This is a genomic window from Rhodococcus sp. IEGM1339, assembly GCF_050321925.1.
In the GTDB taxonomy this organism is placed as follows: domain Bacteria; phylum Actinomycetota; class Actinomycetes; order Mycobacteriales; family Mycobacteriaceae; genus Rhodococcus; species Rhodococcus pyridinivorans.
In genome coordinates this window covers 96,218-120,022 of record NZ_JBNQFT010000001.1, presented here as the reverse complement: position 1 = coordinate 120,022, position 23,805 = coordinate 96,218, and the positions used below count along the sequence as shown (strand labels likewise).

General features: G+C 68.8%; 22 protein-coding genes and 1 pseudogene. 14 read left to right on the top strand and 9 right to left on the bottom strand.

From position 1 onward, the window contains the following. Positions 1-112 precede the first annotated feature (112 nt). From yajC to ACQR3U_RS00545, 6 genes are all read left to right on the top strand, one after another. Complete coding sequence (gene yajC, locus ACQR3U_RS00570) at positions 113-442, top strand: preprotein translocase subunit YajC (protein WP_006551392.1); 330 nt, start codon at positions 113-115, stop codon at positions 440-442. Between the two features lie 110 nt (positions 443-552). Beyond that, positions 553-2,349, top strand: coding sequence for a protein translocase subunit SecD (secD, locus tag ACQR3U_RS00565; protein WP_006551393.1), 1,797 nt, complete (start codon positions 553-555; stop codon positions 2,347-2,349). Positions 2,350-2,351: 2 nt separating this feature from the next. Then, positions 2,352-3,554 carry a protein translocase subunit SecF gene (gene secF / locus ACQR3U_RS00560; protein ID WP_230809464.1) on the top strand — a complete coding sequence of 401 codons (1,203 nt, stop codon included), beginning with the start codon at positions 2,352-2,354 and terminating at the stop codon, positions 3,552-3,554. Between the two features lies 1 nt (position 3,555). Next, a complete protein-coding gene (locus ACQR3U_RS00555; protein WP_006551395.1) occupies positions 3,556-5,307 on the top strand; it encodes an ABC transporter substrate-binding protein in 1,752 nt (583 codons plus the stop codon). Continuing rightward, positions 5,304-5,861: an adenine phosphoribosyltransferase gene (locus tag ACQR3U_RS00550; RefSeq protein ID WP_006551396.1), complete on the top strand. Its 558-nt coding sequence runs from the start codon at positions 5,304-5,306 to the stop codon at positions 5,859-5,861. Before ACQR3U_RS00555 ends, ACQR3U_RS00550 begins: the two co-directional genes overlap by 4 nt. A gap of 104 nt (positions 5,862-5,965) precedes the next feature. Next, the gene (locus ACQR3U_RS00545; protein WP_006551397.1) at positions 5,966-8,278 is read left to right on the top strand and encodes a RelA/SpoT family protein; all 2,313 of its coding nucleotides are present in this window, start codon (positions 5,966-5,968) and stop codon (positions 8,276-8,278) included. 91 nt (positions 8,279-8,369) lie between these two features. On the opposite strand, the gene ACQR3U_RS00540 is transcribed toward ACQR3U_RS00545, so the two are convergent. Together ACQR3U_RS00540 and ACQR3U_RS00535 are read right to left on the bottom strand one after the other, a co-directional pair. Further along, positions 8,370-9,152 (bottom strand): peptidylprolyl isomerase, encoded by a 783-nt coding sequence (locus ACQR3U_RS00540; RefSeq protein ID WP_230809463.1) that lies wholly within the window; start codon positions 9,150-9,152, stop codon positions 8,370-8,372. Next, positions 9,152-10,027 carry a peptidylprolyl isomerase gene (locus ACQR3U_RS00535; RefSeq protein ID WP_006551399.1) on the bottom strand — a complete coding sequence of 292 codons (876 nt, stop codon included), beginning with the start codon at positions 10,025-10,027 and terminating at the stop codon, positions 9,152-9,154. Before ACQR3U_RS00535 ends, ACQR3U_RS00540 begins: the two co-directional genes overlap by 1 nt. A gap of 149 nt (positions 10,028-10,176) precedes the next feature. On the opposite strand from ACQR3U_RS00535, the gene ACQR3U_RS00530 reads away from it, so the two are divergent. The 3 genes from ACQR3U_RS00530 (at position 10,177) to ACQR3U_RS00520 (ending at position 12,829) form a co-directional block, all read left to right on the top strand. Next, positions 10,177-10,860, top strand: coding sequence for an MBL fold metallo-hydrolase (locus ACQR3U_RS00530; protein WP_230809612.1), 684 nt, complete (start codon positions 10,177-10,179; stop codon positions 10,858-10,860). Positions 10,861-10,923: 63 nt separating this feature from the next. Beyond that, a complete protein-coding gene (hisS, locus tag ACQR3U_RS00525) occupies positions 10,924-12,198 on the top strand; it encodes a histidine--tRNA ligase (protein WP_006551401.1) in 1,275 nt (424 codons plus the stop codon). Next, entirely contained in the window at positions 12,185-12,829 is a 645-nt protein-coding gene (locus tag ACQR3U_RS00520) for a hypothetical protein (RefSeq protein ID WP_170318498.1), read from the top strand. The genes hisS and ACQR3U_RS00520 overlap by 14 nt, the downstream gene beginning before the upstream one ends. 27 nt (positions 12,830-12,856) lie before the next feature. Here the strand turns inward: ACQR3U_RS00520 and ACQR3U_RS00515 are convergent, their stop codons facing one another. Together ACQR3U_RS00515 and ACQR3U_RS00510 are read right to left on the bottom strand one after the other, a co-directional pair. Then, the gene (locus tag ACQR3U_RS00515) at positions 12,857-14,074 is read right to left on the bottom strand and encodes a hypothetical protein (RefSeq protein WP_230809462.1); all 1,218 of its coding nucleotides are present in this window, start codon (positions 14,072-14,074) and stop codon (positions 12,857-12,859) included. Further along, entirely contained in the window at positions 14,074-14,409 is a 336-nt protein-coding gene (locus ACQR3U_RS00510) for a type VII secretion target (RefSeq protein WP_230809461.1), read from the bottom strand. Before ACQR3U_RS00510 ends, ACQR3U_RS00515 begins: the two co-directional genes overlap by 1 nt. A 197-nt stretch (positions 14,410-14,606) precedes the next feature. On the opposite strand from ACQR3U_RS00510, the gene ACQR3U_RS00505 reads away from it, so the two are divergent. Beyond that, on the top strand, positions 14,607-15,635 hold the full coding sequence (locus tag ACQR3U_RS00505; protein ID WP_024100755.1) for an Rv2578c family radical SAM protein: 1,029 nt from the start codon (positions 14,607-14,609) through the stop codon (positions 15,633-15,635). Positions 15,636-15,655: 20 nt separating this feature from the next. On the opposite strand, the gene ACQR3U_RS00500 is transcribed toward ACQR3U_RS00505, so the two are convergent. Both ACQR3U_RS00500 and ACQR3U_RS00495 read right to left on the bottom strand, forming a co-directional pair. Then, the gene (locus ACQR3U_RS00500) at positions 15,656-16,099 is read right to left on the bottom strand and encodes an acyl-CoA thioesterase (protein WP_230809460.1); all 444 of its coding nucleotides are present in this window, start codon (positions 16,097-16,099) and stop codon (positions 15,656-15,658) included. A gap of 108 nt (positions 16,100-16,207) precedes the next feature. Next, complete coding sequence (locus ACQR3U_RS00495; RefSeq protein WP_006551408.1) at positions 16,208-16,672, bottom strand: MarR family winged helix-turn-helix transcriptional regulator; 465 nt, start codon at positions 16,670-16,672, stop codon at positions 16,208-16,210. 93 nt (positions 16,673-16,765) lie between these two features. Between ACQR3U_RS00495 and ACQR3U_RS00490 the strand changes: the two genes are divergently transcribed. Then, positions 16,766-17,791 carry a pirin family protein gene (locus ACQR3U_RS00490; RefSeq protein WP_230809459.1) on the top strand — a complete coding sequence of 342 codons (1,026 nt, stop codon included), beginning with the start codon at positions 16,766-16,768 and terminating at the stop codon, positions 17,789-17,791. After that, positions 17,788-18,567 (top strand): pirin family protein, encoded by a 780-nt coding sequence (locus ACQR3U_RS00485; RefSeq protein ID WP_230809458.1) that lies wholly within the window; start codon positions 17,788-17,790, stop codon positions 18,565-18,567. The genes ACQR3U_RS00490 and ACQR3U_RS00485 overlap by 4 nt, the downstream gene beginning before the upstream one ends. A 72-nt stretch (positions 18,568-18,639) precedes the next feature. Here ACQR3U_RS00485 and ACQR3U_RS00480 read toward each other — a convergent pair whose 3' ends face one another. Next, the gene (locus ACQR3U_RS00480; protein WP_230809457.1) at positions 18,640-19,653 is read right to left on the bottom strand and encodes a hemolysin family protein; all 1,014 of its coding nucleotides are present in this window, start codon (positions 19,651-19,653) and stop codon (positions 18,640-18,642) included. Beyond that, positions 19,646-21,013 (bottom strand): hemolysin family protein, encoded by a 1,368-nt coding sequence (locus ACQR3U_RS00475; protein WP_006551412.1) that lies wholly within the window; start codon positions 21,011-21,013, stop codon positions 19,646-19,648. The genes ACQR3U_RS00480 and ACQR3U_RS00475 overlap by 8 nt, the downstream gene beginning before the upstream one ends. 422 nt (positions 21,014-21,435) lie before the next feature. Here ACQR3U_RS00475 and ACQR3U_RS00470 point away from each other — a divergent pair, with 422 nt between their 5' ends. Beyond that, the gene (locus ACQR3U_RS00470; protein WP_016933989.1) at positions 21,436-21,558 is read left to right on the top strand and encodes a hypothetical protein; all 123 of its coding nucleotides are present in this window, start codon (positions 21,436-21,438) and stop codon (positions 21,556-21,558) included. A 268-nt stretch (positions 21,559-21,826) separates the two neighbouring features. Beyond that, positions 21,827-22,261, top strand: a complete 435-nt coding sequence (locus ACQR3U_RS00465; RefSeq protein ID WP_033096579.1) for a DUF4383 domain-containing protein — start codon at positions 21,827-21,829, stop codon at positions 22,259-22,261. A gap of 77 nt (positions 22,262-22,338) precedes the next feature. Here ACQR3U_RS00465 and ACQR3U_RS00460 read toward each other — a convergent pair. Next, positions 22,339-23,718: pseudogene (locus tag ACQR3U_RS00460) on the bottom strand (RecQ family ATP-dependent DNA helicase); the annotation flags it as partial. Between the last annotated feature and the right edge of the window lie 87 nt (positions 23,719-23,805).

Here is a 23,805-nt window from a genome sequence, read left to right as displayed (position 1 = left end):
CGTCGGTCCGTGGAGGCCGATCCCGACGTCGTGGTGCCGCATGCGTCACCACGACCCGCTGGTGTCGCTCGCGTCACCACCCACCGACAACGACCGAGGACTGACTTCAACGATGGAACTGCTCTTCCCTCTCCTGATCCTGGCACTGCTCGTCCCGACCTTTCTGGGCGTGCGGCGTCAGAAGAAGGAGATGCAGAAGGTGACGGCGCTGCAGGACTCCCTGCGCATCGGCGACCGCGTGATGACCACCGCGGGTCTGCACGCCACGGTGGCCGCCCTCGCCGACGACACCGTCGATCTCGAGATCGCGCCGGGTGTCGTCACGACCTGGTCGCGTCTGGTCATCCGGGAGCGCGTCGAGACCGAGACCCCGCAGGATCCGGATCTGCTCCGCAAGGACGACGATGCGAACCCGCCGGAGGGACGTCCGACCGAGTACTGACAGCCGATTCGCGACGCACGGTTTCGGCACCGGAGTCTCCGGTGCCGGTGCCGAGCGCCGCGCGACTGCACCCGACCACCACTCACTCGCATCGAGGAGACTGACAGACCGTGGCACCTTCCAACGGATCGGTGCATCCCGTGCGCGCTCTCGCCCTGTTCGGGGTGATTCTCGCCGCGTTGTATGCACTGGTCTTCTTCACCGGGGACAAGTCGCCCACCCCGAAGCTGGGCATCGACCTGCAGGGTGGCACCCGCGTCACCCTCACCGCGCGAACCCCCGACGGGAGCAGCCCGAGTCCGGACAGCCTCCGCCAGGCCCAGCAGATCATCGAGACCCGCGTCAACGGGCTCGGTGTGTCGGGTTCGGAGGTGATCGTCGAGGGCGACAACCTCGTGATCACCGTCCCGGGTGAGGACAGCGCCCAGGCCAGGACGCTGGGCCAGACCGCCCGGCTGTACATCAGGCCGGTGATCGGGGGACCGATCGACGCGAACATGACCGCCGAGGATCTCGCCGAGCAGCCCGGTGCCGGTACCCCCGAGGGCGGGCTGCCCGCAGAACCGGCCCCTGCCGAACCGGCACCCGGTGAACCCGCGCCGGCCGACCAGGCTCCGCCCGCCGACGCACCCGAACCGCAGGGACGTCCGTTCCCGGCGCAGGATCCCACCGCGCCCACCGATGCCCCGGCACCGGCCGAGACGCCCGAGGCCCCCGTCGAGGCGCCCCAGGCTCCGGCCGAGCCCTCCGGAGCACCCGACGCTCCCGAGAACGACGGCTCGCTCACGCCGCAGGAACAGGCGGCTGCAGACATCGCCACGGCCAAGGCCACCCGTCAGAGCGAGGACCCCGCCGTGCAGCAGGCGGCGGCTCTCGCCCTCGACTGCTCCGCGGCCGACCCGCTCGCCGGCAACGACGACCCGGCGCTTCCGCTGGTCGCGTGCTCGACCGACGGCACCGCGATCTACCTGCTGGGCCCGAGCATCATCGACGGCCAGCAGATCGAGGACGCGACCTCCGGTTTCAATCAGCAGCAGTCGCGCTACGAGGTCAGCCTGACCTTCGACAGCGAGGGCAGCAATACGTGGGCGCAGTTCACCGCCGCGAACATCGGTCAGCAGGTCGCCTTCGTGCTCGACTCGAAGGTCGTCAGCGCGCCCGTGATCCAGGGCGCCACCCCCGCCGGCAGCGCCACCTCGATCACCGGCCAGTTCACGAATACGCAGGCCGCAGAGCTGGCGAACACCCTCAAGTACGGGTCGTTGCCGCTGTCGTTCGTGGCATCCGAAGCCGAGACCGTCTCCGCCACTCTGGGTCTGGCTTCGCTCGAGGCCGGGCTGATCGCCGGTGCGGTGGGTCTGGCGCTGGTGCTCCTGTTCTGCCTCGCGTACTACCGGATGCTCGGACTGCTCACCGCGCTGTCGCTCGTTCTCTCGGGAATGGCGGTCTACGCGGTCATGGTGCTGCTCGGCAGATACATCGGGTTCACGCTCGACCTCGCCGGCGTCGCCGGTCTGATCATCGGTATCGGCATGACCGCCGACTCGTTCGTCGTGTTCTTCGAACGGATCAAGGACGAGATCCGCGAGGGGCGGAGTTTCCGTTCCGCGGTGCCGCGCGGCTGGGCACGGGCCCGCCGCACGATTCTCTCCGGTAACGCGGTCAGCTTCATCGCCGCCGCCGTGCTCTACGTCCTGGCCGTCGGTCAGGTCCGCGGCTTCGCGTTCACCCTCGGCCTCACCACGATCCTCGACGTCGTCGTCGTGTTCCTGGTGACCTGGCCGCTGGTGTTCCTGGCCTCGAAGTCGAAGTTCTGGTCCAAGCCGAGCGTGAACGGTCTGGGCGCGATCCAGCAGGTGGCCGACGAGCGTCGTCTCGTCGCCGCGACCGCTGCGAAGGAGGCGTGACGATGACCGACACGACCACGACGACGGCCGCGCCGCAGCACAGCCGACTGTCCCGTCTGTACACCGGCACGGGCGCCTTCGAGATCGTCGGACGCCGCAAGCGGTGGTACATCGTCACCGCGGTGATCGTGTTGATCGCCCTGCTCAGCATGCTGCTGCGCGGATTCAGCTGGGGTATCGACTTCGAGGGCGGCACCCGCATCCAGATGCCGGCCGTGCCGGGCGTCTCCGTCGAGGAAGTCGAGACCGTCTTCAGCGACACCATCGGCTTCGAACCCGAGGCGGTGCAGACTGTCGGCGCCGGCGACGGAGCGACCGTCCAGATCCGGTCGGAGACCCTCGACGGCGAGCAGGTCGCCGAGCTGCAGACCGCGCTGTTCGAGGAGTTCCAGCCCGCCGGGCCGGACGGTGAGCCGTCCCGCAACTCGATCAGCGTCGCCGACGTCAGCGAGACGTGGGGAAGCCAGATCACCAACAAGGCGCTCATCGCGCTGGTGGTCTTCCTCGTCATCGTCAGCATCTACATCACGATCCGATACCAGCGGAACATGGCGATCGCAGCGATCACCGCCCTGTTCTTCGACATCATCGTGACAGCGGGTGTCTACGCCCTCGTCGGCTTCGAGGTCAGTCCTGCGACCGTCATCGGTCTGCTCACGATCCTCGGTTTCTCGCTCTACGACACGGTCGTCGTCTTCGACAAGGTCGAGGAGAACACCCGCGGCATCCTGCACCTGCACCGCCGCACCTACGCCGAGCAGGCCAACCTCGCCGTCAACCAGACGCTCATGCGCTCGATCAACACCACGATCATCTCGGTGTTGCCGGTGCTGGCGCTGATGGTCATCGCGGTGTGGCTCCTCGGTGTGGGCACGCTCAAGGACCTCGCCCTCGTCCAGTTGGTCGGCATCGTCGTCGGTACCTTCTCGTCGATCTTCTTCGCGACCCCGTTGCTGGTTACGCTCGAGGAATGGCGTGGTCCGGTCGCGAAGCACACCCGCAAGGTGCTCGCCAAGCGGGAGGAGGCCGCCGCCCGCGCGGCGAAGGCCGGGACGACGGCCGGATCACAGTCGGCCGACGCGGTCGACGCAAAGGTGGTGCCGACGGTGCAGGGCGCCGGACCCCTGCCCGACCGGGCGACGGTCCGTCGCGGCCCTGCCCCCGGGGCACGACCCACCGGAAAGCGCGGCAAGAGAAGGTCCTGACATGGCGGTGAGCGAGCGGAACGACCCGACGACGAGGCGGTCGCCGAGGCGCCGCGGCACGCTCCTCGCGTGCGCGGCGGTGGCCTCGACACTCGCGTTCTCCACCGTCGCGTGCGGCACGGACGAGGAACCGGTGCACTCGATCGGGTACGCGATCGACAACACGGTGACGACCTACAACGCGAACACCGTCGACGGTGCGGCCTCGGGCGCGCGCCAGGCGTTCGCCCGGGTGCTGCCGGGCTTCGGCTACGTCGGTCCGCAGGGCCGGGTGATCGCGGACACCGACATCGGCACTGCCTCGGTCGTGCCCGGTGAGGGGCTCACCGTGCAGTACCGCCTGTCGCCGGACGCGGTCTACTCCGACGGTGTGCCCATGTCCTGCGACGACCTCGTCCTGGCCTGGGCTGCGTCGAGCGGACGCTTCACCGCTCCCGACGAGTCCGGCGAGCAGGTCCCGCTGTTCGACGCTGCCCATCGTGGTGGTTACGCCGACATCGACCGGGTCGACTGTCAGCCCGGGTCGAAGGAGGCCACCGTCGTCTTCCGACCCGGCCGCGAGGACACGAACTGGAAGGCGCTGTTCGGGGCCACCGAGCTGATGCCGGCCCACGTGGCGGCAGGAAGGTCGGGTGTGTCCGACCTGGTCGGAGCGATCACGGCGAACGACACCGAGGCCGTCCGGCGCATCGCGGAGTTCTGGAACACCGGCTGGACCCTCACCCCGGGTGAGATCGATCCGGCGCTGTTCCCGTCCGCGGGCCCGTACCGCCTCGAGTCGTACACCGCCGAGGACGGCCTGACGCTCGTCGCGAACGAGCGGTGGTGGGGGAACGCCCCGGGCACCGACCGCATCGTCGTCTGGCCGCGCGGCACCGACACGTCCGCGGCCGCGGAGGACGGCCGCATCCACGTCGTCGACGTGGCCGAGGGATCCGTCGGCCACAGCAACCTCGGCGACGGCGCCGACGTCTCCACCGTCGTCTCACGCAACCTCGAACAACTGGTGTTCGCCACGAGCGGTGTCTTCCAGGACCCGGCGGCGCGCCGCGCCGTCGCCCTGTGCACGCCTCGCACACAGCTGTTCGACGAACTCGGCGTGTCCGACGAGTCGAACGGCGTCACGGGCCCGATCACCTCGCGGCTCCTGGCGCCCGACTCGCCGCTGTACCCGCAGACCGTGCCGACCGCCGAAGGCTACGCCGAGGTCGACATCGACGCCGCGCGTTCCGAACGTGAGGCCTCCGGTCAGGACCGCATGCAGGTCCGCATCGGCTATCTCGGACCGGACGAGCGCCGCGCGCGCACCGTCGAGTTGATCGGCGAATCCTGCCGCGAGGCGGGCATCGAGATCGTCGACGCCGGCTCCGACACCTTCACGCCGTCGCAGCTGACGGCGGGGGAGGTCGACGCGATCCTCGTCGGGACGGCCACGGCCGCCGGTGCCGGTGGCGCCGCCGACATGGAGCACGCCCGCGACGCACTGCACTCCGGGGCCGGCAGCAACGTCGGCGGTTATTCGATCGGGCGCGTCGACGAACTGCTCGACGGCCTGCTCGTGGCGAAGGACAACGCAGCCATCGCGGGACTCGCGACCGAGGCCGAACGCATCCTGTGGGGCGACGTCCCCACCCTGCCCCTGTTCGCGCAGCCCCGCACGATCGGGTTCGCGGCGGGAATGCATGCAGGGGTGCCCAACCCGACGACCGCGGGTGCGGGCTGGAACATGGACCGGTGGATACTCGGAGGATGAGCGCTCAACGGATCGGCGATACGCGGCTCGTCGAAGAAGCTGCCGTGGCCGTGGCCGAACACACCCGATGGGTCGACGATTTCCCGACCGCGGGTGTCCGTTTCGCCGACCTGACGCCCGTCTTCGCCGACGGACCGTCCTTCTCGGCCGTGATCGCGGCGCTGGCCTCCGCGGCACCCGACGCCGAACTCGTCGCCGGTATCGATGCGCGCGGCTTCCTCCTCGGCGGCGGCATCGCCCGCACCCTGGGGGTGGGCGTGCTCGCCGTCCGCAAGGCGGGCAAACTCCCGCCGCCCGTCCAGACCTGTGAATACAGCCTCGAATACGGCACCGCCGCGATCGAGATCCCGGGCGACTGGATGGCCCTGCAGGGCCGCAAGGTGCTCGTCGTCGACGACGTCCTTGCGACCGGCGGAACCCTCGCCGCCACCGTCGAACTGCTCGAACGCGTCGGCGCCGAGGTCGTCGGGATCACCGTCGTCACCGAGATCGAAGCCCTCGGCGGCCGGACGCGACTGCAGAAGTACCCGCTGACGTCTCTCATGCGGATCTGAGGGATAGAGTTGCCACAGGTGCCGGTGAACCCGCCGGACCCGTACGGTCCGGACATGCGCATCGGTGACGAACCGGGTTCGCAGCCGCGACGGGAGGTTGAGGCATGACCCAGAATCTCGATCGGTCCCACAATTCCGGTCAGAACCCGACCCCCACACCGGCATCGACCTCCGCGTCGAGGCGGGTACGCGCGCGCCTGGCACGACGCATCACCGGTCAGCGGGGCACGAGCCTCAAGCCGGTCCTCGAGCCGCTGGTCACCATCCACCGCGAGCTGTACCCGAAGGCCGATCTCTCGCAGCTGCAGCGGGCCTACGACGTCGCGGAGGAACGGCACGCCAGCCAGAAGCGCAAGTCCGGCGATCCCTACATCACCCACCCGCTGGCGGTCGCCACGATCCTCGCCGAACTCGGCATGGACACCACGACCCTCGTCGCGGCACTGCTCCACGACACCGTCGAGGACACCGGGTATACGCTCGAGCAGCTCACCGCCGAGTTCGGTGAAGAGGTCGCGCATCTCGTCGACGGCGTCACCAAACTCGACAAGGTCGTGCTCGGTTCGGCCGCCGAGGGCGAGACCATCCGCAAGATGATCATCGCGATGGCGCGCGACCCCCGGGTGCTCGTCATCAAGGTCGCCGACCGTCTGCACAACATGCGGACCATGCGCTTCCTGCCTCCCGAGAAGCAGGCCCGCAAGGCACGCGAGACCCTCGAGGTCATCGCCCCGCTGGCCCACCGCCTCGGGATGGCGACGGTCAAGTGGGAGCTCGAGGACCTCGCCTTCGCGATCCTTCATCCGAAGAAGTACGAGGAGATCGTCCGGCTCGTCGCGACCCGCGCACCGTCGCGCGACACCTACCTGGCCACCGTCCGTGACGAGATCGGACGGACACTCTCCGCGTCGCGGATCGACGCGGTCGTCGAGGGCCGGCCCAAGCACTACTGGTCGATCTACCAGAAGATGATCGTCAAGGGCCGCGACTTCGACGACATCCACGACCTGGTCGGCGTGCGCATCCTGTGCAACGAGATCCGCGACTGCTACGCGGCCGTCGGTGTCGTGCACTCGCTGTGGCAGCCCATGGCGGGACGGTTCAAGGACTACATCGCCCAGCCCCGCTACGGCGTCTACCAGTCGCTGCACACCACCGTCATCGGTCCCGAGGGCAAGCCGCTCGAGGTGCAGATCCGCACGCACGAGATGCACCGCACCGCAGAATTCGGCATCGCCGCGCACTGGCGGTACAAGGAGACCAAGGGACGCCACTCGGGTGATGTCGCCGAGCTCGACGACATGGCCTGGATGCGGCAGCTCCTCGACTGGCAGCGGGAAGCGGCCGACCCGGGGGAGTTCCTCGAATCGCTCCGTTACGACCTGGCGGTCAAGGAGATCTTCGTCTTCACGCCCAAGGGCGACGTGATCACGCTGCCTTCCGGCTCGACGCCCGTGGACTTCGCGTACGCCGTGCACACCGAGGTCGGGCACCGCTGCATCGGAGCCCGCGTCAACGGCCGCCTCGTCGCCCTCGAACGCAAGCTCGAGAACGGCGAGGTCGTGGAGGTCTTCACCTCCAAGGACCCCAACGCCGGCCCGAGCCGCGACTGGCAGTCGTTCGTCGTCTCACCCCGCGCCAAGGCGAAGATCCGGCAGTGGTTCGCCAAGGAACGTCGCGAGGAGGCCCTCGAATCCGGCAAGGACGCCATCGCGAAGGAGGTCCGTCGCGTCGGTCTGCCGCTGCAGCGCCTGATGAACGCCGACCTGATGGTCACGGTCGCCAAGGAACTGCGGTACGCCGACGTCTCGGCGCTGTACACCGCGGTCGGTGAGCACCACGTCTCGGCGCACCACGTCGTGCAACGGCTGGTCGCGCTGCTTGGTGGCGTCGGTGGCGTCGAAGAGGAACTGGCCGAGCGGTCCACACCGTCGACCATCCCGACCCGCTCGCGGAACAGCGGCGACTCCGGTGTCCTCGTGCCGGGCGCACCGGGCACGGTCTCGAAGCTCGCCAAGTGCTGCACGCCCGTCCCCGGCGACGAGATCATGGGCTTCGTGACCCGCACCGGAGCGGTGAGCGTGCACCGCACCGACTGCACCAACGCCGGGTCGCTGCGGGAGCAGTCGGAGCGCATCATCGAGGTGCAGTGGGCGCCCTCGCCGTCGTCGGTGTTCCTCGTCGCGATCCAGATCGAAGCTCTCGACCGGCACCGTCTGCTGTCCGACGTGACGAAGGCACTCGCCGACGAGAAGGTCAACATCCTGTCGGCCTCCGTGACGACCACAGGCGATCGGGTCGCGGTGAGCCGGTTCACCTTCGAGATGGGCGACCCGAAACATCTCGGGCACGTGCTCAACGTCGTCCGCAACGTCGAGGGCGTCTACGACGTGTACCGGGTGACCTCGGCAGCCTGACCGAATCCGTCTCGGTCTCGCGCCGGACGACGACGTCCCGCCCCGGAATCTCCGGGACGGGACGTCCGTACGTTCCGTGCGAACGAGGGTGTCAGGACCCGACGGTCACCGACTCGATCTGCACCGCGCGGTTGGGGGCACCGCCGCCGGCCGCCATCGATCCGTCGTCGCCCTCCGCCGCGACCTCCTCGATCACGGCGAGTCCGGCCTCGTCGACCGTCCCGAAGACCGTGTAGGTGGGGGGAAGCTGCGAATCCTCGTAGACCAGGAAGAACTGGCTGCCGTTGCTGCCGGGCCGGCCCGTGTTGGCCATCGCGACCGTGCCGCGCGGGTAGATCACCGGCTGGCGCAGCTGGGCGTCGCCGGGTGCGTACGCGTTCTCCGGGTACTCGGTGTCGAAGCCGTAACCCGGCCCGCCCGTGCCGGTGCCCGTCGGGTCGCCGCACTGCAGCACCTGCAGACCCGGTGAGGTCACCAGCCGGTGGCAGGGCGTGTCGTCGAAGTAGCCCTGCTCCGCGAGGGACACGAAGCTGTTGACCGTGCACGGTGCCGCGGCACGGTCGAGTTCGACGCCGATCACGCCGACGCTGGTGGTGATCTGCGCGGCAGCAGCGCCGGTGGCGGAGACGTCGTCCGAGGCGGGGGCGGTCACGTCGCGTGCGGCGTCACCCGAGGCGTCGTAGGTGCACGAGACGGAGTCGGTGCCGCTGGGTCGCTCCGGTAGTTCGCCCGTGTAGGCGGGGGACTGCCGGTCGGCGGCGGACGCCGGTGCCGACGAGCTCGCGGCGGTATCGGTGGACGAATCGTCGGAGCACCCCGTGAGCAGGAGTGCCAGCCCGGCGCCGGCGGCGAGGGCGGTGCGCAATCGGATCATCAGTCCATCCTGACCGACGTGAGGGTGGTCTCCAGCGCGGGGGCACCGTCGGCGGCTCCGCCTGCGACGCCGGCCGCGGCGATCTTGTCGAGGGTCGCGAGACCGGTCTCGTCGATCGTGCCGAAGACGGTGTACTGCGGCGGCAGCACCGAATCGCCGTACACCAGGAAGAACTGGCTGCCATTGGTGTCCGGGCCGGCGTTGGCCATCGCGAGGGTGCCACGCGGATAGGTCATCGGTTCCTGCGCGGCGGGATCGTCGGCGGCGAACTGATCGGTGGGGAACTCGTTGGCGAACTGGTATCCCGGACCGCCCGACCCGCTACCCGACGGGTCGCCGCACTGCAGGACCTGCAGGGACGGCGAGGTGGTCAGCCGGTGGCAGGGCGTGTCGTCGAAGTAGTTCTGCGAGGCCAGCGACAGGAAGCTGTTGACGGTGCACGGCGAATCGTCGTTGTGCAGGATCAGGCCGATGTTCCCCTGGCTCGTCTCCATGCTGACGCTGATGTCCGTGTTGCCCTCACCGGTGGTGCGGATGCCCTCGGTGCGCGGCGGCTCTGCCGGCTTCGACGGTTCGCGGCCGTCCGCGGTGTAGGAGCAGCTCACCGTCTCGGGCAACGGCTCGGACCGGCCGTCGGGGAGCGCGGCGTACTCCATTTCCGAACCCGAGGTGTCGTTCGACGCCGCCTCGGTGGCCGTGTCGTCGCCCCGGTCGACCGCCCACAGAGCAACACCGGCGCCGACGACCACGATCACTCCGAGCGCGGACAGCGCGATCGTCATGCGGCGCCGCTTGCGCTCGCGTTCGGCTCGACGCTCGAGCTGCCGTTCGAGTTTGCGTTTCGCGGCCTGGCGCCGTTGTGCGTTGCTCGGCACTGCAGTAGTCCTCCCGTGAACGATCGATGTGGTCCAACCGACTTCGAAGCAGACCCGAGTCTGCCACCCGGGACCGGCAACCCGCGGGCAGGGCGCAACGCATAGTCTGTAGGAGACCTCGAAGGCTTCCACCCGTAGGAGCGATGCTCGTGCTCGTGACCGGATTCCCTGCCGGGATGTTCCAGACCAACTGCTACATCCTCGCGCAGGACAACGCGAAGGAGTGCGTCGTCGTCGATCCCGGCCAGGACGCCGCCGAGCCGCTCGTGGAGTTCCTCACGGGATCCGATCTCACGCCCCGGGCGGTGCTGCTCACGCACGGTCACCTCGACCACATGTGGTCGGCGCAGCCGGTGGCCGACCGGTACGGGATCCCCGTCTACATCCACCCCGACGACCGGATGATGCTCACCGATCCGCTGCAGGGCATGGGGTCGAGCCTCGCCCCCTTCCTCGACGGCGTCGAGTTCGTCGACCCGCAGCAGGTCGTGGAGTTCGGCGACGGAGACGAGATCGAACACGCCGGAATCGAGTTCGTCGTCGACCACACGCCCGGACACACCCGCGGCTCGGTCGTCCTGCGCACGCGCACCACCACCCCGGACGGGGCCGCCCTGAACGTCGCGCTCACCGGCGACACCCTGTTCCAGGGGTCGATCGGCCGCACCGACCTGCCCGGCGGCGACCACGCGCAACTGCTCGACTCGATCGCGCGCAAGCTGCTCGTGCTCGACGACGGCACCAACATCCTCCCCGGACACGGCGGAGCGAGCACGATCGGGCAGGAGCGGGAGTCGAATCCCTTCCTCACCGGCCTGGCAGAATCCCGCTGACGGCACGAACACCGCGATCCGTCCGGTGACCAACCGAGAGAATCCCGAGAGAAGGCAGTACCAGTGAGCAAGGCCTCCACGTTTTCGGCGCCGAAGGGTGTGCCCGATTACGTTCCCCCGCAGTCGGCGGAGTTCGTGGCGGTACGGGACGGTCTGACCCGTGCCGCACGCCTGGCGGGGTACGGGCACGTCGAGCTGCCCATCTTCGAGGACACCGGCCTGTTCGCTCGCGGCGTCGGCGAGTCCACCGACGTCGTCACGAAGGAGATGTACACCTTCGCCGATCGCGGTGAGCGCTCGGTCACGCTGCGTCCCGAGGGCACCGCGGGCGTGATGCGCGCGGTGATCGAGCACGGTCTCGACCGCGGTCAGCTCCCCGTGAAGTTGTCCTATTCCGGGCCGTTCTTCCGCTACGAGCGCCCCCAGGCGGGCCGCTACCGTCAGCTCCAGCAGGTCGGTGTCGAGGCGATCGGCATCGACGATCCCGCGCTCGACGCCGAGGTCATCGCGGTTGCCGACGCAGGATTCCGGTCGCTCGGACTCGACGGATTCCGCCTCGAGATCACCTCGCTCGGCGACGAGACCTGCCGTCCGCAGTACCGGGAGAAGCTGCAGCAGTTCCTGTTCGCGCTCCCGCTCGACGAGGAGACGCGCCGCCGCGCCGAGATCAACCCGCTGCGCGTGCTCGACGACAAGCGCCCCGAGGTCCGCGAGATGACCGCCGACGCGCCGCTGATGCTCGACCATCTCTCGGACACCGCTCGCGCACACTTCGACGAGGTACTCGCCCACCTCGACGCGATCGGCGTCCCGTACGTCGTCAATCCGCGCATGGTGCGCGGCCTCGACTACTACACGAAGACCACCTTCGAGTTCGTCCACGACGGGCTCGGCGCCCAGTCCGGCATCGGTGGTGGTGGCCGCTACGACGGGCTCATGGAACAGCTCGGCGGCCAGCCGCTCTCGGGAATCGGTTTCGGGATCGGCGTCGACCGCACGGTTCTCGCGCTCGCCGCCGAGGGCAAGACCGCCGGCAGCCCCGCGCGGTGCGAGGTGTACGGGGTGCCGATGGGCGACGCCGCCAAGGTCGCCCTCGTGCCCATCGCGCACAAACTGCGCGCCGCGGGTGTCCGCGTCGACCTCGCATACGGTGGGCGCGGCCTCAAGGGCGCCATGAAGGCGGCCGACAAGTCCGGTGCCGTCGTCGCGCTCGTGCTCGGTGACCGCGAACTCGAGGCAGGTGAGGTCGTCGTCAAGGATCTGCGCAACGGCGAGCAGCACAGCGTTGCACTCACGGACGTCGTCGCCCGTGTGGGTGAGGTCGTTGCCGGCGCATGACGACCGGGACGGTGCCGCCGTCCCGCTCGATCTGATCCCGTCCCGGCTGCTCCGGCCACGCGCCCGCAGGATCGCGCTGCTCGCGCTCGCCGTCGGCGTCGTCCTCGGCGTTCTGGTCTGGATCGTCGCGCCCGGATGGGTCGCGCTGCTCGTCGGGGCCGTCTTCGCGGTGCCGCCGGCCGTCGGTGCGTTCCTGGCCACGCGTCGGCACCTGCTGCTGCGCGGCACCGTCGTCACGCTGTCGGGGGCGTTCCGGTCGCGCAGTGTCGATCTCGCGCGACTCGCCGGTGTCGAACTGATCGTCCGGGTGGGCGGGGTATCGCAGGCCGTCGTGCGCGTCAACGACGGTGAGCACAATCTCGTGTCGGTCCCGCTCGCCCTGTACGCCAACGGCGGCGGTCGCGAACTCGACGTGCTGGCCCTGCGAAAGCTCGCGGATGCGCTCGCCACCAGCGAGATCGCTCCGGCGGCGGCGATCTCGTCGGTGCTCGTCGAACAGTTGCGGGCCGAGGCCCGCGACGCCGCGCTCGGCGAACGCCCGCTCTACCGGGCGATCGAACTCGCGCGCGGCGCCGGCCGGGTGCCGCAGACGACGCTGACCGACCACGAGGTCGCCTCCCTCGTCGACTGACAGGCTCGTCCGATCGACGAGTAATGCTCAGCGGTCGTCGTGCGAACCGATCACGGCGGGAACGACCAACGGCAGTTCGCCGACGACCTCGGTGCCCTCCGCGGCGGCACTCAGCAGACGGGTGGGGGAGCGGTGCTCCTCGTCGTCGGACCCGCGAGCGGACGTCGCGGGGACCATCCCACCGGTCGAGGGTGCCCTTCCCATCGCGCTCGCGCCGGTCGTGGCCTGCGCACTCCCGCCCGAGCCCGGGGCGGTCGGAATCGGAGCGGCGGCAGGCACACCCGCAGTTCCGAACGCGGCCCCCGCGGTGCCGTGACCGGTGACCACTCCGGCCGACACCGTTCCGGCCGATCCCGCGACCGCCGCACCGACGGTCGGAACCGCCGCGTGTGCGGCGGGCGCGGTCGCCGCGTAGGCGGTGGGAGTGGTCGCGGCGTGCGCGGCGGCCGTGAACGGCGCTGCGACACTCGACGCGACATCGGTTGCGGCCGTGGCGACCGTGCGCATCTCCTGCACCCCGGTCACGGCCACCGGCGCGGGCACGGGAATCGGCGTGGTCAGCGCCGTCATCGCGGCGGTGTGGACCGTCAGCTCGCCCCGGGTACGCGCAACGACGGCCAGGGCAGCCTGGAGATGCTGCGCGGCGGACGCCAACAGGGCGGCCTGGCCCGGCGGCGTCGCGAGAGCCGGTGCGGCCGCCATCGCCGTGGTCACGAACGACTGTGCGATGCCGGTCAATTCGATGTTGCCGCGTTCGACGGTCGCCGTGGCGGCGCGGGTGACGTCGCCGATCCGGTCGCCGCGGTCGGCCAGTTCGAGGGCCGACTGCTGCGCGCGCACACCGTGACCTGCGGCCTCGTCGGCCGTTGCTCCCTCCCACGACTCCGGAAGTGCGTGCAGCGCACTGCGTCCGAGCATCGTGGCGGTCTCGAGCAGACGCGACCCCTGCTGCAGGATCGCCGACGGATCGAGCGAGTCGAGGATACCGGTGCCGAACATCGAGCAGAGTTCGGTGAGCGGCCGCACGATCGTCTCGAGATCGGGCAGCACCGGTACCGGAATCGATTCGAGCAGCTCGACGATCGAATTCGCCTCGAGGACGGGCAGACCCGGCTCGGGAAGAACGGGTTCCGGAAGTATCGGCAGCGGTGCGTCGAGGACCGGTCCGATCGGCGACGCGCGGAGAGCGTCGAGAACGGTCGGTGACGCTGCGGGTGTTGCGGTGTCGATGACCGATCCCTGCATCACAGTCCTCCCGCAGCGTCGGCCAGCGCCGAAGCCGTTCCGGTGTCGGTCGTTTCGTAACCGGTGGCCGCCTCGTGTGCTGCGATGCCGTTGGACGCGTAGGCCCACGACAGTTGCGCGACGGCACTGGTGTGCTCGGATTGGGCCGCGGCGAACACCGCGAGGAACTCTCCGCCGATGAGTCCCAGAGCCGGACTCAACGCGGAGATGTTGGCCTGCAGTTCGAACGTCCCCGCCTGCGCCACCTGCTCGGCCGCACGAAGATTCGTGGCCCCGAACGCTCGAATACCATCGGGCACCACCCGGATTCCGGCACCGGGAAACAGACCGCTCATCGAACCCCCCATCGAAGATCAGTGTGGCGAGCACTGTAACTCGAGCGCACCGGGCGAGCCACCGGACCCTCGGCCGCCTGTGGATGAACGGATGGGGATGCCGATGTATTCGTTGCACCGCGAGTGCGCTCCGTCCGATCGACCACGATGCCGAACGATCTGTTGACAGCGAATAGCACACATGTTCGACTGGGGGTATGAGGTGGGCGGGTCAGACTGTGGATGCGGACGACGGAGCTCTGCCGGGCCTCGAACGGGCCGGTCTCGTCCGTAGTGTCCGCACGCCGGAGTTCGAGGGAGTCACCTTCCATGAGGTGCTGTGCAAGAGCGCGCTGAACAGGACGCCGGAGGCCTCCCGGTTGCCGTTCCGGTACACCGTCAACACGTTCCGGGGCTGCACCCATGCCTGCCGGTACTGCTTCGCCCGGCCCACGCACGAGTACCTCGATCTCGACGGCGGGCACGACTTCGACTCGCAACTGGTCGTCAAGACCAACGTCGCCGCCGTCCTGCGCCGCGAACTCGCGCGACGATCCTGGACCCGGGAACACGTGGCGCTCGGTACCAACACCGATCCCTACCAACGGGCAGAGGGGCGCTACCGGCTGATGCCCGGAGTCATCCGGGCGTTCGCCGAATCCGGCACCCCCTTCTCCATTCTCACGAAGGGCACGCTGCTGCGCCGCGATCTTCCGCTCCTGTCGCTGGCGGCCGGTCAGGTCGATGTGTCGGTCGCGGTGTCGCTCCCGATCGGCGATCCCGAACTGGCCGCGCACATCGAACCGGGCACGCCGTCACCGAAGGCCCGTCTCGATCTCGTGAAGGCGGTCGTCGACGCCGGATTGTCGTGCCACGTCATGGTCGCTCCGGTGCTGCCCTTCCTCACCGACTCGCGACAGCACCTCGACACGCTGTTCGGCTCCCTCGCCGCCGCCGGCGCGTCGGGGGTCACCGTAATACCGCTGCACCTGCGCGGCTCGACCCGCGGGTGGTTCCTGTCGTGGCTCGCGCAGGAGCATCCTGCCCTCATGAGACGCTATCGCCGCCTCTACGGACGGGGCGCGTACGTTGCTCCGGAGTACTCGCAGTGGTTGGACGAGCGGGTCGCGCCCCTGCTCGAACGTCACCGCCTCGGGGTCCGGGCGTCCGCTCGGCGTGAGGAGAGGGGTGCGCTGCGCGCCGACGAACGCGTCCCCGAACCCGAGGCGGCGCTCACCCTGTTCTGAGGCGGTTCGTGGGCGGCGCGTCAGTCGTCGTATGCGAGCCGGACCTTCTCGAACGCCACGCGCGATGCTTCGGAGATCGGTTGCGAGCCGCCTTCGGCGGCGGTGCCGACGTCCACCGAGTCGGCGAGCGCGACGCACCGGCCGTGCTGGAACAGGGCCGAGCCGATCACCACCGACGATGTCCCGATGCGGTGGACACCGGTGGCGATGACGATGTCGTGCGGATAGAACAACTCGGCCAGGAAGTTGATCTCGATCTTCGCGAGTACCGCACGCTCGAAGGGGTAGGTGTCGCCCAAAGTCGACGACACGGCCTCCATGACGAGGACGCGGGCCTGCTCGAAGTAGCGGGCGATCGAGACGTTGTTGATGTGTCCGAGCGCGTCGGTGTCGCCGAACAGGGGCGTGATCGTGCGCTGCAACGGATACAGGTCGAGCGAGGTGCGTCGCGGGTCGTGCCGCATGGGAGGTACCGCCTTCGGAGGTCGTGGCTGTGACCCGGTCAACATATCCGTGATCCGATCGACGTCCCGCTCCGGAGGTGCGGGCGGAGTTCGCTTCGGGGCGGAGGCCTACCGTCTGCCGTCGATCATGCGATCGCGCATGCGGGCGAAGACCTCGGTCATGGGGGCGATGTCGGCGGGGGAGAGCAGGTCGAACATGTTCTCGCGGACCGCCCCGACGTGGCCGGGACCCGCCTCGGCGAGTCTCGCGTAGCCGACGTCCGTGAGTTCGGCCCACGCGCCGCGTCGGTCGGATTCGCACTCCACGCGCCGCACCCACCCCGCGTTCTCCATGCGGGAGACGGCGCGGGTGATGCCGCTGCGGGTCGTGGTGCTCGCGTCCGCGAGGTCGCGCATGCGCATCCGGCGGTCGGGTGCCTCGGACAGCAGGACCAGGATCTCGAAGTCGGTGAAGGAGATGTCGGAGTCCCGCAGTAGCTGCTTGTCGAGATTCTGGAACAGCAGGCGCGTCGCATCCAGATAGGCGCGCCACAGGCGCTGTTCGTCGTCGCTGAGCCACTTCGCGTCTCCCATGATCCCCAGTGTACCCGTGTTAGTTGACTGCGCAATCAAATGTGACACAATGGATAGGGTCGACCGACGGACCACCGAGAGGAGTCGAGCGGCATGAGCAACACCGACACCCGTCCCGAGGAGATCCGCTGCCGGACGGAGGACCTCCCCATCCGCGACCCGCTCCGCCCCCGCGTGGAGATCATCACCTCGCGTGAGGTCCCGCTCGGTGGCCCCCGGGCCATGCCCGTGCGCCGTACGCTTCCGCAACGGCAGCGTTCGCTGATCGGCGCGTGGTGCTTCGTCGACCATTACGGCCCCGACGACGTCTCCCGCACCGGCGGCATGGACGTCGCACCGCACCCCCACGCCGGTCTGCAGACGGTGTCGTGGCTGTTCACCGGCGAGATCGAACACCGCGACAGTCACGGCGTGCACGCGATGGTCCGGCCGGGGGAGTTGAACCTCATGACCGGAGGCCACGGAATCTGTCACTCCGAGGTCTCCACCTCCGCGACCACGACACTGCACGGCGTGCAGTTGTGGGTGGCCCTGCCCGACGCACATCGCGACGCGCCCCGCGACTTCCAGCACCACGTGCCGCCGGTCGTTCGGGTGCCCGGTGCAGAGGTCAAGGTCTTCCTCGGTTCGCTCGCCGGCGAGGAGTCGCCCGTGACGACGTACACCCCGCTGCTCGGCGCAGAGATCGTCCTGGACCCCGCGGCGAGCATCACCCTCGACGTCGACCCGTCGTTCGAGCACGGGGTGCTCGTCGACACCGGTACGGTCGCGCTGTTCGGCACCGTGCTCACGCGAGCCGCCCTCGGCTACACCGGAACCGGCGTGCCGGCCCTCGAACTGACCAACATTACCGACGAACCCGCACGTATCGTCCTCCTCGGCGGAACACCCCTCGGCGAGGAGATCGTGATGTGGTGGAACTTCGTCGGCCGAGACCACGCCGAGATCGTCGCCTACCGGGACGCCTGGGAACGCGGGTGCGATCGGTTCGGCCGCGTCTCCGGCTACACCGGGAGGGTCGAGCGTCTCCCGGCGCCGCCCCTGCCCCAGGCGCGTATCCGCCCCCGCCGCAATCCGCCCACCGCAGATCCGAACTGCCCGACACAGGACCCCGCATGAGCACCGCACCGATTCTCGACGTCCGCCGCGCGGACGACCGCCTCCACACGAAGATCGACTGGCTCGATTCGAGGCACTCCTTCTCGTTCGGCCACCACTACGATCCCGACAACACGCATTTCGGGATGCTGATGGTCAACAACGACGACATCGTCCGTCCGGGAAGCGGTTTCGACACTCACCCGCACCGCGACATGGAGATCGTCACCTGGGTGCTCCGCGGATCGCTCGTGCATCAGGACTCGACGGGGCATTCCGGGGTGATCTACCCGGGTCTCGCGCAGCGCATGAGCGCGGGCTCGGGGATCCTCCACTCCGAGAAGAACGACTCGTGGCGTCATCCCGGTGCCACTGCATCGTATGCCGCCGAGCACGACGAACCGGTGCGGTTCGTGCAGATGTGGGTGCTGCCGGACGAAGCCGGGATCGAGCCGGGCTACGAACAACTCGAGATCGACGACGAACTGCTCTCCGGCGGACTCGTGCCGGTCGCATCCGGAATGGACGCCTACGCCGACCATTCCGCCATCCGCATCCGCAACAGATATGCCGCCATGCACGTCGCGCGGATGCGTCCGGATCGCCCCGTGACGCTGCCGGACGCACCCTTCGTGCACCTCTTCGTCGCCCGGGGCGAAGCCGCACTCGAGGGAGCCGGACCTCTCGCCCAAGGAGACGCAGCGCGGATCGCCGGAGGTGGCGGCCGAGAGCTCACCACAGCCACCGGCGCCGAGATCATCGTCTGGGAGATGCACGCCGCACTCGGACACTCCTGAACGGTCCCGGCCGGGGCAGGAAACGACGTCAGGCCCGTCCCGGAGATCCGGGACGGGCCTGACGTCGGTACGTCAGCTCGTGGCGCCGCTCATCGGCAGCAGCCGGGCCAGGACGTCCGAGAGGGTGATCAATCCGACGATCCGTCCGTTCTCGGTGACGGTGACCAGATGGTTCCTGGTCTCCCGCATCGTCTTCAGCGCCTCGTAGACCGGCGTCGCGGCGTCGATCGTCAGCGCGGGGCGCATCAGTTCGGTCGCAGTGGTTCCGGGTGCGGCCTGGAGACTGTCGCGCACGTGCACGACACCGTCCACGTGGCCGTTGTCGCGCACGAGCAACCGGAGGTGCCCGGTGCGATGGGCCGTCTCACGGATCTCGACGGCCGTCGAGGTCGGCTTCACGCTGCTCGGCTCGGCCTGCGGCGTGACGATCTCGCCGAGCGTGAGCGTCTCGAGCTCCAGCGCGCTGCTCAGGTGCCCGTGATAGCGCTCGTCGAGCGTGCCGACGGTGGCCGAGTGCTCGACCAGGTGCCGCAGCGCATCGGGATCCTGACCTTCGGCGACCTGATCCACCGGGTCCACACCGACCTTTCGCAGACACCAGTTCGCCATATGATTCAACCGGACGATCAACGGCCGGGTCACCCACATGAACGCGCGCATCGGCAGCGCCAGCATCGTGGCGGACTTCTCCGGGTGGGCGATCGCCCACGACTTCGGTGCCATCTCGCCGACGACGAGGTGCAGGAACGTCACGATGATCAGCGCAAGGACGAAACCGGCCACGTCCGCGAGCCACAGCGGCGCGCCCCAGTTCTCGAACAACGGCGTGAGCCAGTGGTGCACTGCGGGTTTCGTCGTCGCACCGAGTGCGAGCGTGCACACCGTGATACCGAGCTGGGATCCCGCGAGGAGCACCGACAGTTCGGACGCGCTGCGCAGGGCGGCCCGCGCCGAGCGGCTCGACGTCGCTGCGTCCTCGAGTCGGTGTCGTCGCGCCGCGATGAGCGCGAACTCGACCGCGACGAAGAACGCGCTGGCGGCGATCAGGCCGATCGTCACCACCGCGACGACCACAGGATTACTCATTGCCGGTCACCTCGTCCGTCAGAACGGTCACGCGCACGGACGACGGCACGTGCTTGTCGATGTCGCGTACCTCGGCCACCAGGGTCCTGTGGATCGGGCCGTCCCCGTTCAGCAGTTCGGCGGGATCCGGATCCAGTGTGATCCGGACGGTGTCACCCACCTCGGGGAGGCCACCGAACTCGGTGATGACCAAGCCGGCGAGCGTCTCGTAGTCGCCCTCGGGCAGTTCGTGGTCGAGGGTGCGGGCCACCTCGTCGATGTGTGCGTCGCCGCGGACGATCCAGCCGTCGCCCTCGGGGCGGATGACCTCGGCGGCCATCGCAGAATCGTGCTCGTCGGCGATCTCGCCGACCAGTTCCTCCGCGATGTCCTCGAGGGTGACGACGCCGGCGAACCCGCCGTACTCGTCGATCACCAGTGCCATCTCGTCCTCGGCCCGGGCCAGTTCGGTGAGAACCTCCGGCAGTGCCAGCGTGGCCGGCACGATCACGGGGGGGCGGCAGACCCCCGCGGCCGTGCCCGTCGGGGTGTCGAGGCCGAGGAGGTCGTGCAGGTGCACGACACCGCGCAGATCGTCGGACGAGGTGCCCACCACGGGGTATCGGGTGTGCCCCTCGCTCATCTTGTCGAGGATGGTGGCGACCGGCTCGTCCAGTTCGACGACGTCGACCCGCGACCGCGGGATCATCGCGTGTTCGGCGGTCCGGGTCGGGAACTCGAGGATCCGGTCGAGGAGGGTGGACAATTCCGGCGGAAGTTCGCCGGTCTCGCGCGACGCGGCCACGATGTGTTCGAGGTCGCGTGGTGTCGCGGAGTGCTCGACGTCGTGTACCGGCTCGATGCGCAATGCGCGTAGCAGGAGATTCGACGACGCGTCGAAGAGTTTGATCAGCCATCCGAAGACGGCGAGATAGGCGCTCGTCGACAGGGCGAGGCGGCGTGCGACCGGTTCGGGACGGGCAATGGCGAGGTTCTTCGGTACCAGTTCACCGAAGACCATCTGGACCACCGTCGAGAAGAGCACGGCCAGCACGGTGCCGACGGCGACACCCACCGCGGTGGGGATACCCACCCCGCCGAGCAGTTCGCCGAGACCGCTACCGATCAGCGGTTCCGCGACGTAGCCGACGAGCAGGCCGGTGACGGTGATGCCGAGCTGAGCGCCCGAAAGCATGAAGGAGGTGCGGCGGGTGACCGCCAGTGCGCGGGCTGCAGCCGAGTCACCGCCTTCGGCGCGGGCCTTCAGGCGGGAGCGGTCGACGGCCATGTACGCGAATTCCTGCGCGACGAAGTAGCCGGTCAGTGCAGTGATGGCGAGAACGACAAGAATGCCGGCCGCGATTCCGAGGGCGGTCAGCACTTCGGGGACCGGGCTCGGGTGACGAGCAGAGCGTCATATCTGGGCGGGACGGGTCTTCGAGGTTTTCGCTTGGGGCGTTTCATGACTCCCTCGGGGTCGGGTGGGCAGGTGTACTTACAGGATAGGACGAACGGGCACCGGCGGAAGTTCCCCCGCGGGGTGGAGATATGGCCACAAGGCGATCTTGTAATATGGGAATCTTCCCCGAATAGGCCGTATTGTCCGGCCTGGAAACTCCCCGAATAATACGACATATCGGGCCGATTTTCACCGAACTCTCCATATTTCCCCTGCTAGGGCCGATTTGTGTTCCGGACTACAATTCTTCGCGCTGCGCAGCTGTCGAATGCAGGTAACAATTGGATCGCGTGTCGACGCGAGTCGTCACAACTTCGATGCCGTTCCATTGATGGGAGAAGCCCGTGCCTGCACTCGAGTTCCTTGTCGACCTCTTCGGTAACCTGTCCGACCTGTTCGACGTGCTGAACTTCTTCACCGGTTCTGCTGATGCGGCCGGCGATGCGTTCGGCAGCAGCCAGGCCTGAGCCTCGCAGACTCGAAGGCCCGCGGGTTGATCCCGCGGGCCTTCGTCGTGCCCGGACACGGTCGTGTCCGTCCGGCCAGAGGGTGGAGTGCCGCACCCGCCCTCGGCCGCCGTTCTCGACCTCCGTCCTCGAACACGGAAACCGACGTTTGGGTTCGTTCGGTCACGGCTAACCGGGGAATGTAATTCGGACCACTCGACCCGAACGGACGTTCGGTGAGAGGACGCGGAACATGACATCTCGAACCCCAAGCCCCGGCCGTGGCTCGATGACGGCAACACCGGTGCAGACTGCGGCGCTCGTGGTGGGCGCTGTCTTCCTCCTGGTGGGCATCCTCGGCTTCATCCCGGGGGTCACGTCGGACTACGATCAACTCTCGGGCGCAGGCCATCATTCCGAAGCCATGCTCCTGGGGATCTTCCAGGTCTCCATCCTGCACAACATCGTGCACCTGTTGTTCGGTGTCCTGGGGCTCGCTGCGGCCCGGGCCGTGGCAACCGCCCGCAGTTTCCTGATCATCGGCGGTGGGATCTACCTGGTGCTCTGGATCTACGGCCTGATCATCGACAAGGACAGCGGCGCCAACTTCGTGCCGGTGAACTCCGCGGACGACTGGCTGCACTTCGTCCTGGGCGTGGGCATGATCGCGCTCGGTGTGCTCCTGACACGCACGCGGACCACCCCCGGCACGGTTCGCCCCTGATCCGTACCCACCCGTCGTGATGACGGGATCCGGAGAACCCGTGGCCCCTCACGCCACGGGTTCTTCGGCATGGGCAGGCGGCGGCAACCGCGAGTCTCGGCGTAGCCCCGCATCATCTCGACCCGCGATCGGTCCAGTCGTTCGCCCGACGCGGCCGTCTCGCGTGCGTGCTCGACCGCCTTCCGTCGGGGGATGTCGGCGGCGGAGAGTCCACGCCGGCCGGAGACGAGCGCTCCGCACCGTTCGAGCAGGTTCACCGCGTTGGCCAGTCTCCGCCCCCGCACGTCGAGCTCGGTACGCAGCCGTCCGAGCCTCATCGGCGACGCGGAGCGGACCGCCGAGAACACCTGGCCGATCAGGTCCTCGTCGGGGTTGTGGGTGGTGAAGAAGGTCGCGAGCGACAAATCCTCGGGACGGTAGAACATCAGGACGGTGGCCGGCTCCCCGTCGCGTCCGGCGCGCCCGATCTGCTGGTAGTAGGAATCGACCGAGTCCGGTGTCGAGGCGTGCACGACGAAACGCACGTCCGGCTTGTCGATGCCCATACCGAAGGCGGAGGTCGCCACCACGACATCGCAGCGACCGTCGAGGAATCCGAGGTGAACGTCCTCGCGCTCGGCCGCGCGCATCCCGGCGTGATACGGGCACGCGTCGATCCCGCGTTCACGCAGGGCCTCTGCGTATCGCTCGGTGTCCCTGCGGGTCGCGGCGTACAGAATGCCGGGACCGGGCAGGGACGCCACGGCCTCGACGACGGCGCGCCGCTTCTCGCCGTCGTCAGTGTGCCTGCGCACCTCGATGTCGAGATTCGGGCGGTCGAAACCACCGGCGACGACGAGCGGATCCCGCATGCGCAACGCCTCGACGATGTCCTCGCGGACCGGGGGTGAGGCGGTGGCGGTGAGCGCGACGACGGGTGGCCGGCCCAGGGCCTCGGCCACGTCTCCCAGGCGTAGATATTCCGGCCTGAAGTCATGGCCCCACATGGCGACACAGTGCGCTTCGTCGACGACGAGGAGCGAGACCTCCACGCTTCTCAGACGCTCCAGGACCTCGTCCTTGGCGAGCTGCTCGGGGGCGAGGAAGACGTAGTCGGCATCGTGTTCGAGCACGGCCCGCCAGTTCGCCTCGTTCTCCGACTCGCGCTGGCGCGAATTGATCGCGACCGCCTCGGGTGCCTCCGAGTGGTCCAGACCGGCGATCTGATCGTTCTGGAGCGCGATCAAGGGCGAGACGACGACCGTCACCCCCGGTAGCAGCAGCGAGGGCACCTGATAGATCGCGGACTTCCCGGAGCCGGTGGCCATCACGGCGAGGACGTCGCGTCCGCCCAGCAGCGGAACCATCGCGTCCAGTTGTTCGGGACGCAGCGTGTCCCAGCCGAACACCTTCTGCGCGGCGGCGCAGAGTTCCTCGCGTGCATCCTCCGATGCAATGTCGGACGACGACCGATACATCTTGTGCTGCAAGTGGACTCCAGAACTCGGAAGGGACTGCGCGCGCAGGGTGCCCTCCGCATACCCGAGGACGTGCCCGCCCCAAAC

Excerpts from the sequence above, each read along its gene's own strand:
- ACQR3U_RS00500 (WP_230809460.1), bottom strand. The coding sequence starts at position 16,099 with ATGCGGCACGACCCGCGACGCACCTCGCTCGACCTGTATCCGTTGCAG.
- ACQR3U_RS00540 (WP_230809463.1), bottom strand. The coding sequence starts at position 9,152 with ATGATCCGATTGCGCACCGCCCTCGCCGCCGGCGCCGGGCTGGCACTC.
- ACQR3U_RS00495 (WP_006551408.1), bottom strand. The coding sequence starts at position 16,672 with ATGGGAGACGCGAAGTGGCTCAGCGACGACGAACAGCGCCTGTGGCGC.
- ACQR3U_RS00545 (WP_006551397.1), top strand. The coding sequence starts at position 5,966 with ATGACCCAGAATCTCGATCGGTCCCACAATTCCGGTCAGAACCCGACC.
- ACQR3U_RS00465 (WP_033096579.1), top strand. The coding sequence starts at position 21,827 with ATGACGGCAACACCGGTGCAGACTGCGGCGCTCGTGGTGGGCGCTGTC.
- ACQR3U_RS00550 (WP_006551396.1), top strand. The coding sequence starts at position 5,304 with ATGAGCGCTCAACGGATCGGCGATACGCGGCTCGTCGAAGAAGCTGCC.
- secF (WP_230809464.1), top strand. The coding sequence starts at position 2,352 with ATGACCGACACGACCACGACGACGGCCGCGCCGCAGCACAGCCGACTG.
- ACQR3U_RS00505 (WP_024100755.1), top strand. The coding sequence starts at position 14,607 with ATGAGGTGGGCGGGTCAGACTGTGGATGCGGACGACGGAGCTCTGCCG.
- ACQR3U_RS00555 (WP_006551395.1), top strand. The coding sequence starts at position 3,556 with ATGGCGGTGAGCGAGCGGAACGACCCGACGACGAGGCGGTCGCCGAGG.
- ACQR3U_RS00515 (WP_230809462.1), bottom strand. The coding sequence starts at position 14,074 with ATGCAGGGATCGGTCATCGACACCGCAACACCCGCAGCGTCACCGACC.
- ACQR3U_RS00485 (WP_230809458.1), top strand. The coding sequence starts at position 17,788 with ATGAGCACCGCACCGATTCTCGACGTCCGCCGCGCGGACGACCGCCTC.
- ACQR3U_RS00490 (WP_230809459.1), top strand. The coding sequence starts at position 16,766 with ATGAGCAACACCGACACCCGTCCCGAGGAGATCCGCTGCCGGACGGAG.
- ACQR3U_RS00480 (WP_230809457.1), bottom strand. The coding sequence starts at position 19,653 with ATGAGTAATCCTGTGGTCGTCGCGGTGGTGACGATCGGCCTGATCGCC.
- ACQR3U_RS00510 (WP_230809461.1), bottom strand. The coding sequence starts at position 14,409 with ATGAGCGGTCTGTTTCCCGGTGCCGGAATCCGGGTGGTGCCCGATGGT.
- yajC (WP_006551392.1), top strand. The coding sequence starts at position 113 with ATGGAACTGCTCTTCCCTCTCCTGATCCTGGCACTGCTCGTCCCGACC.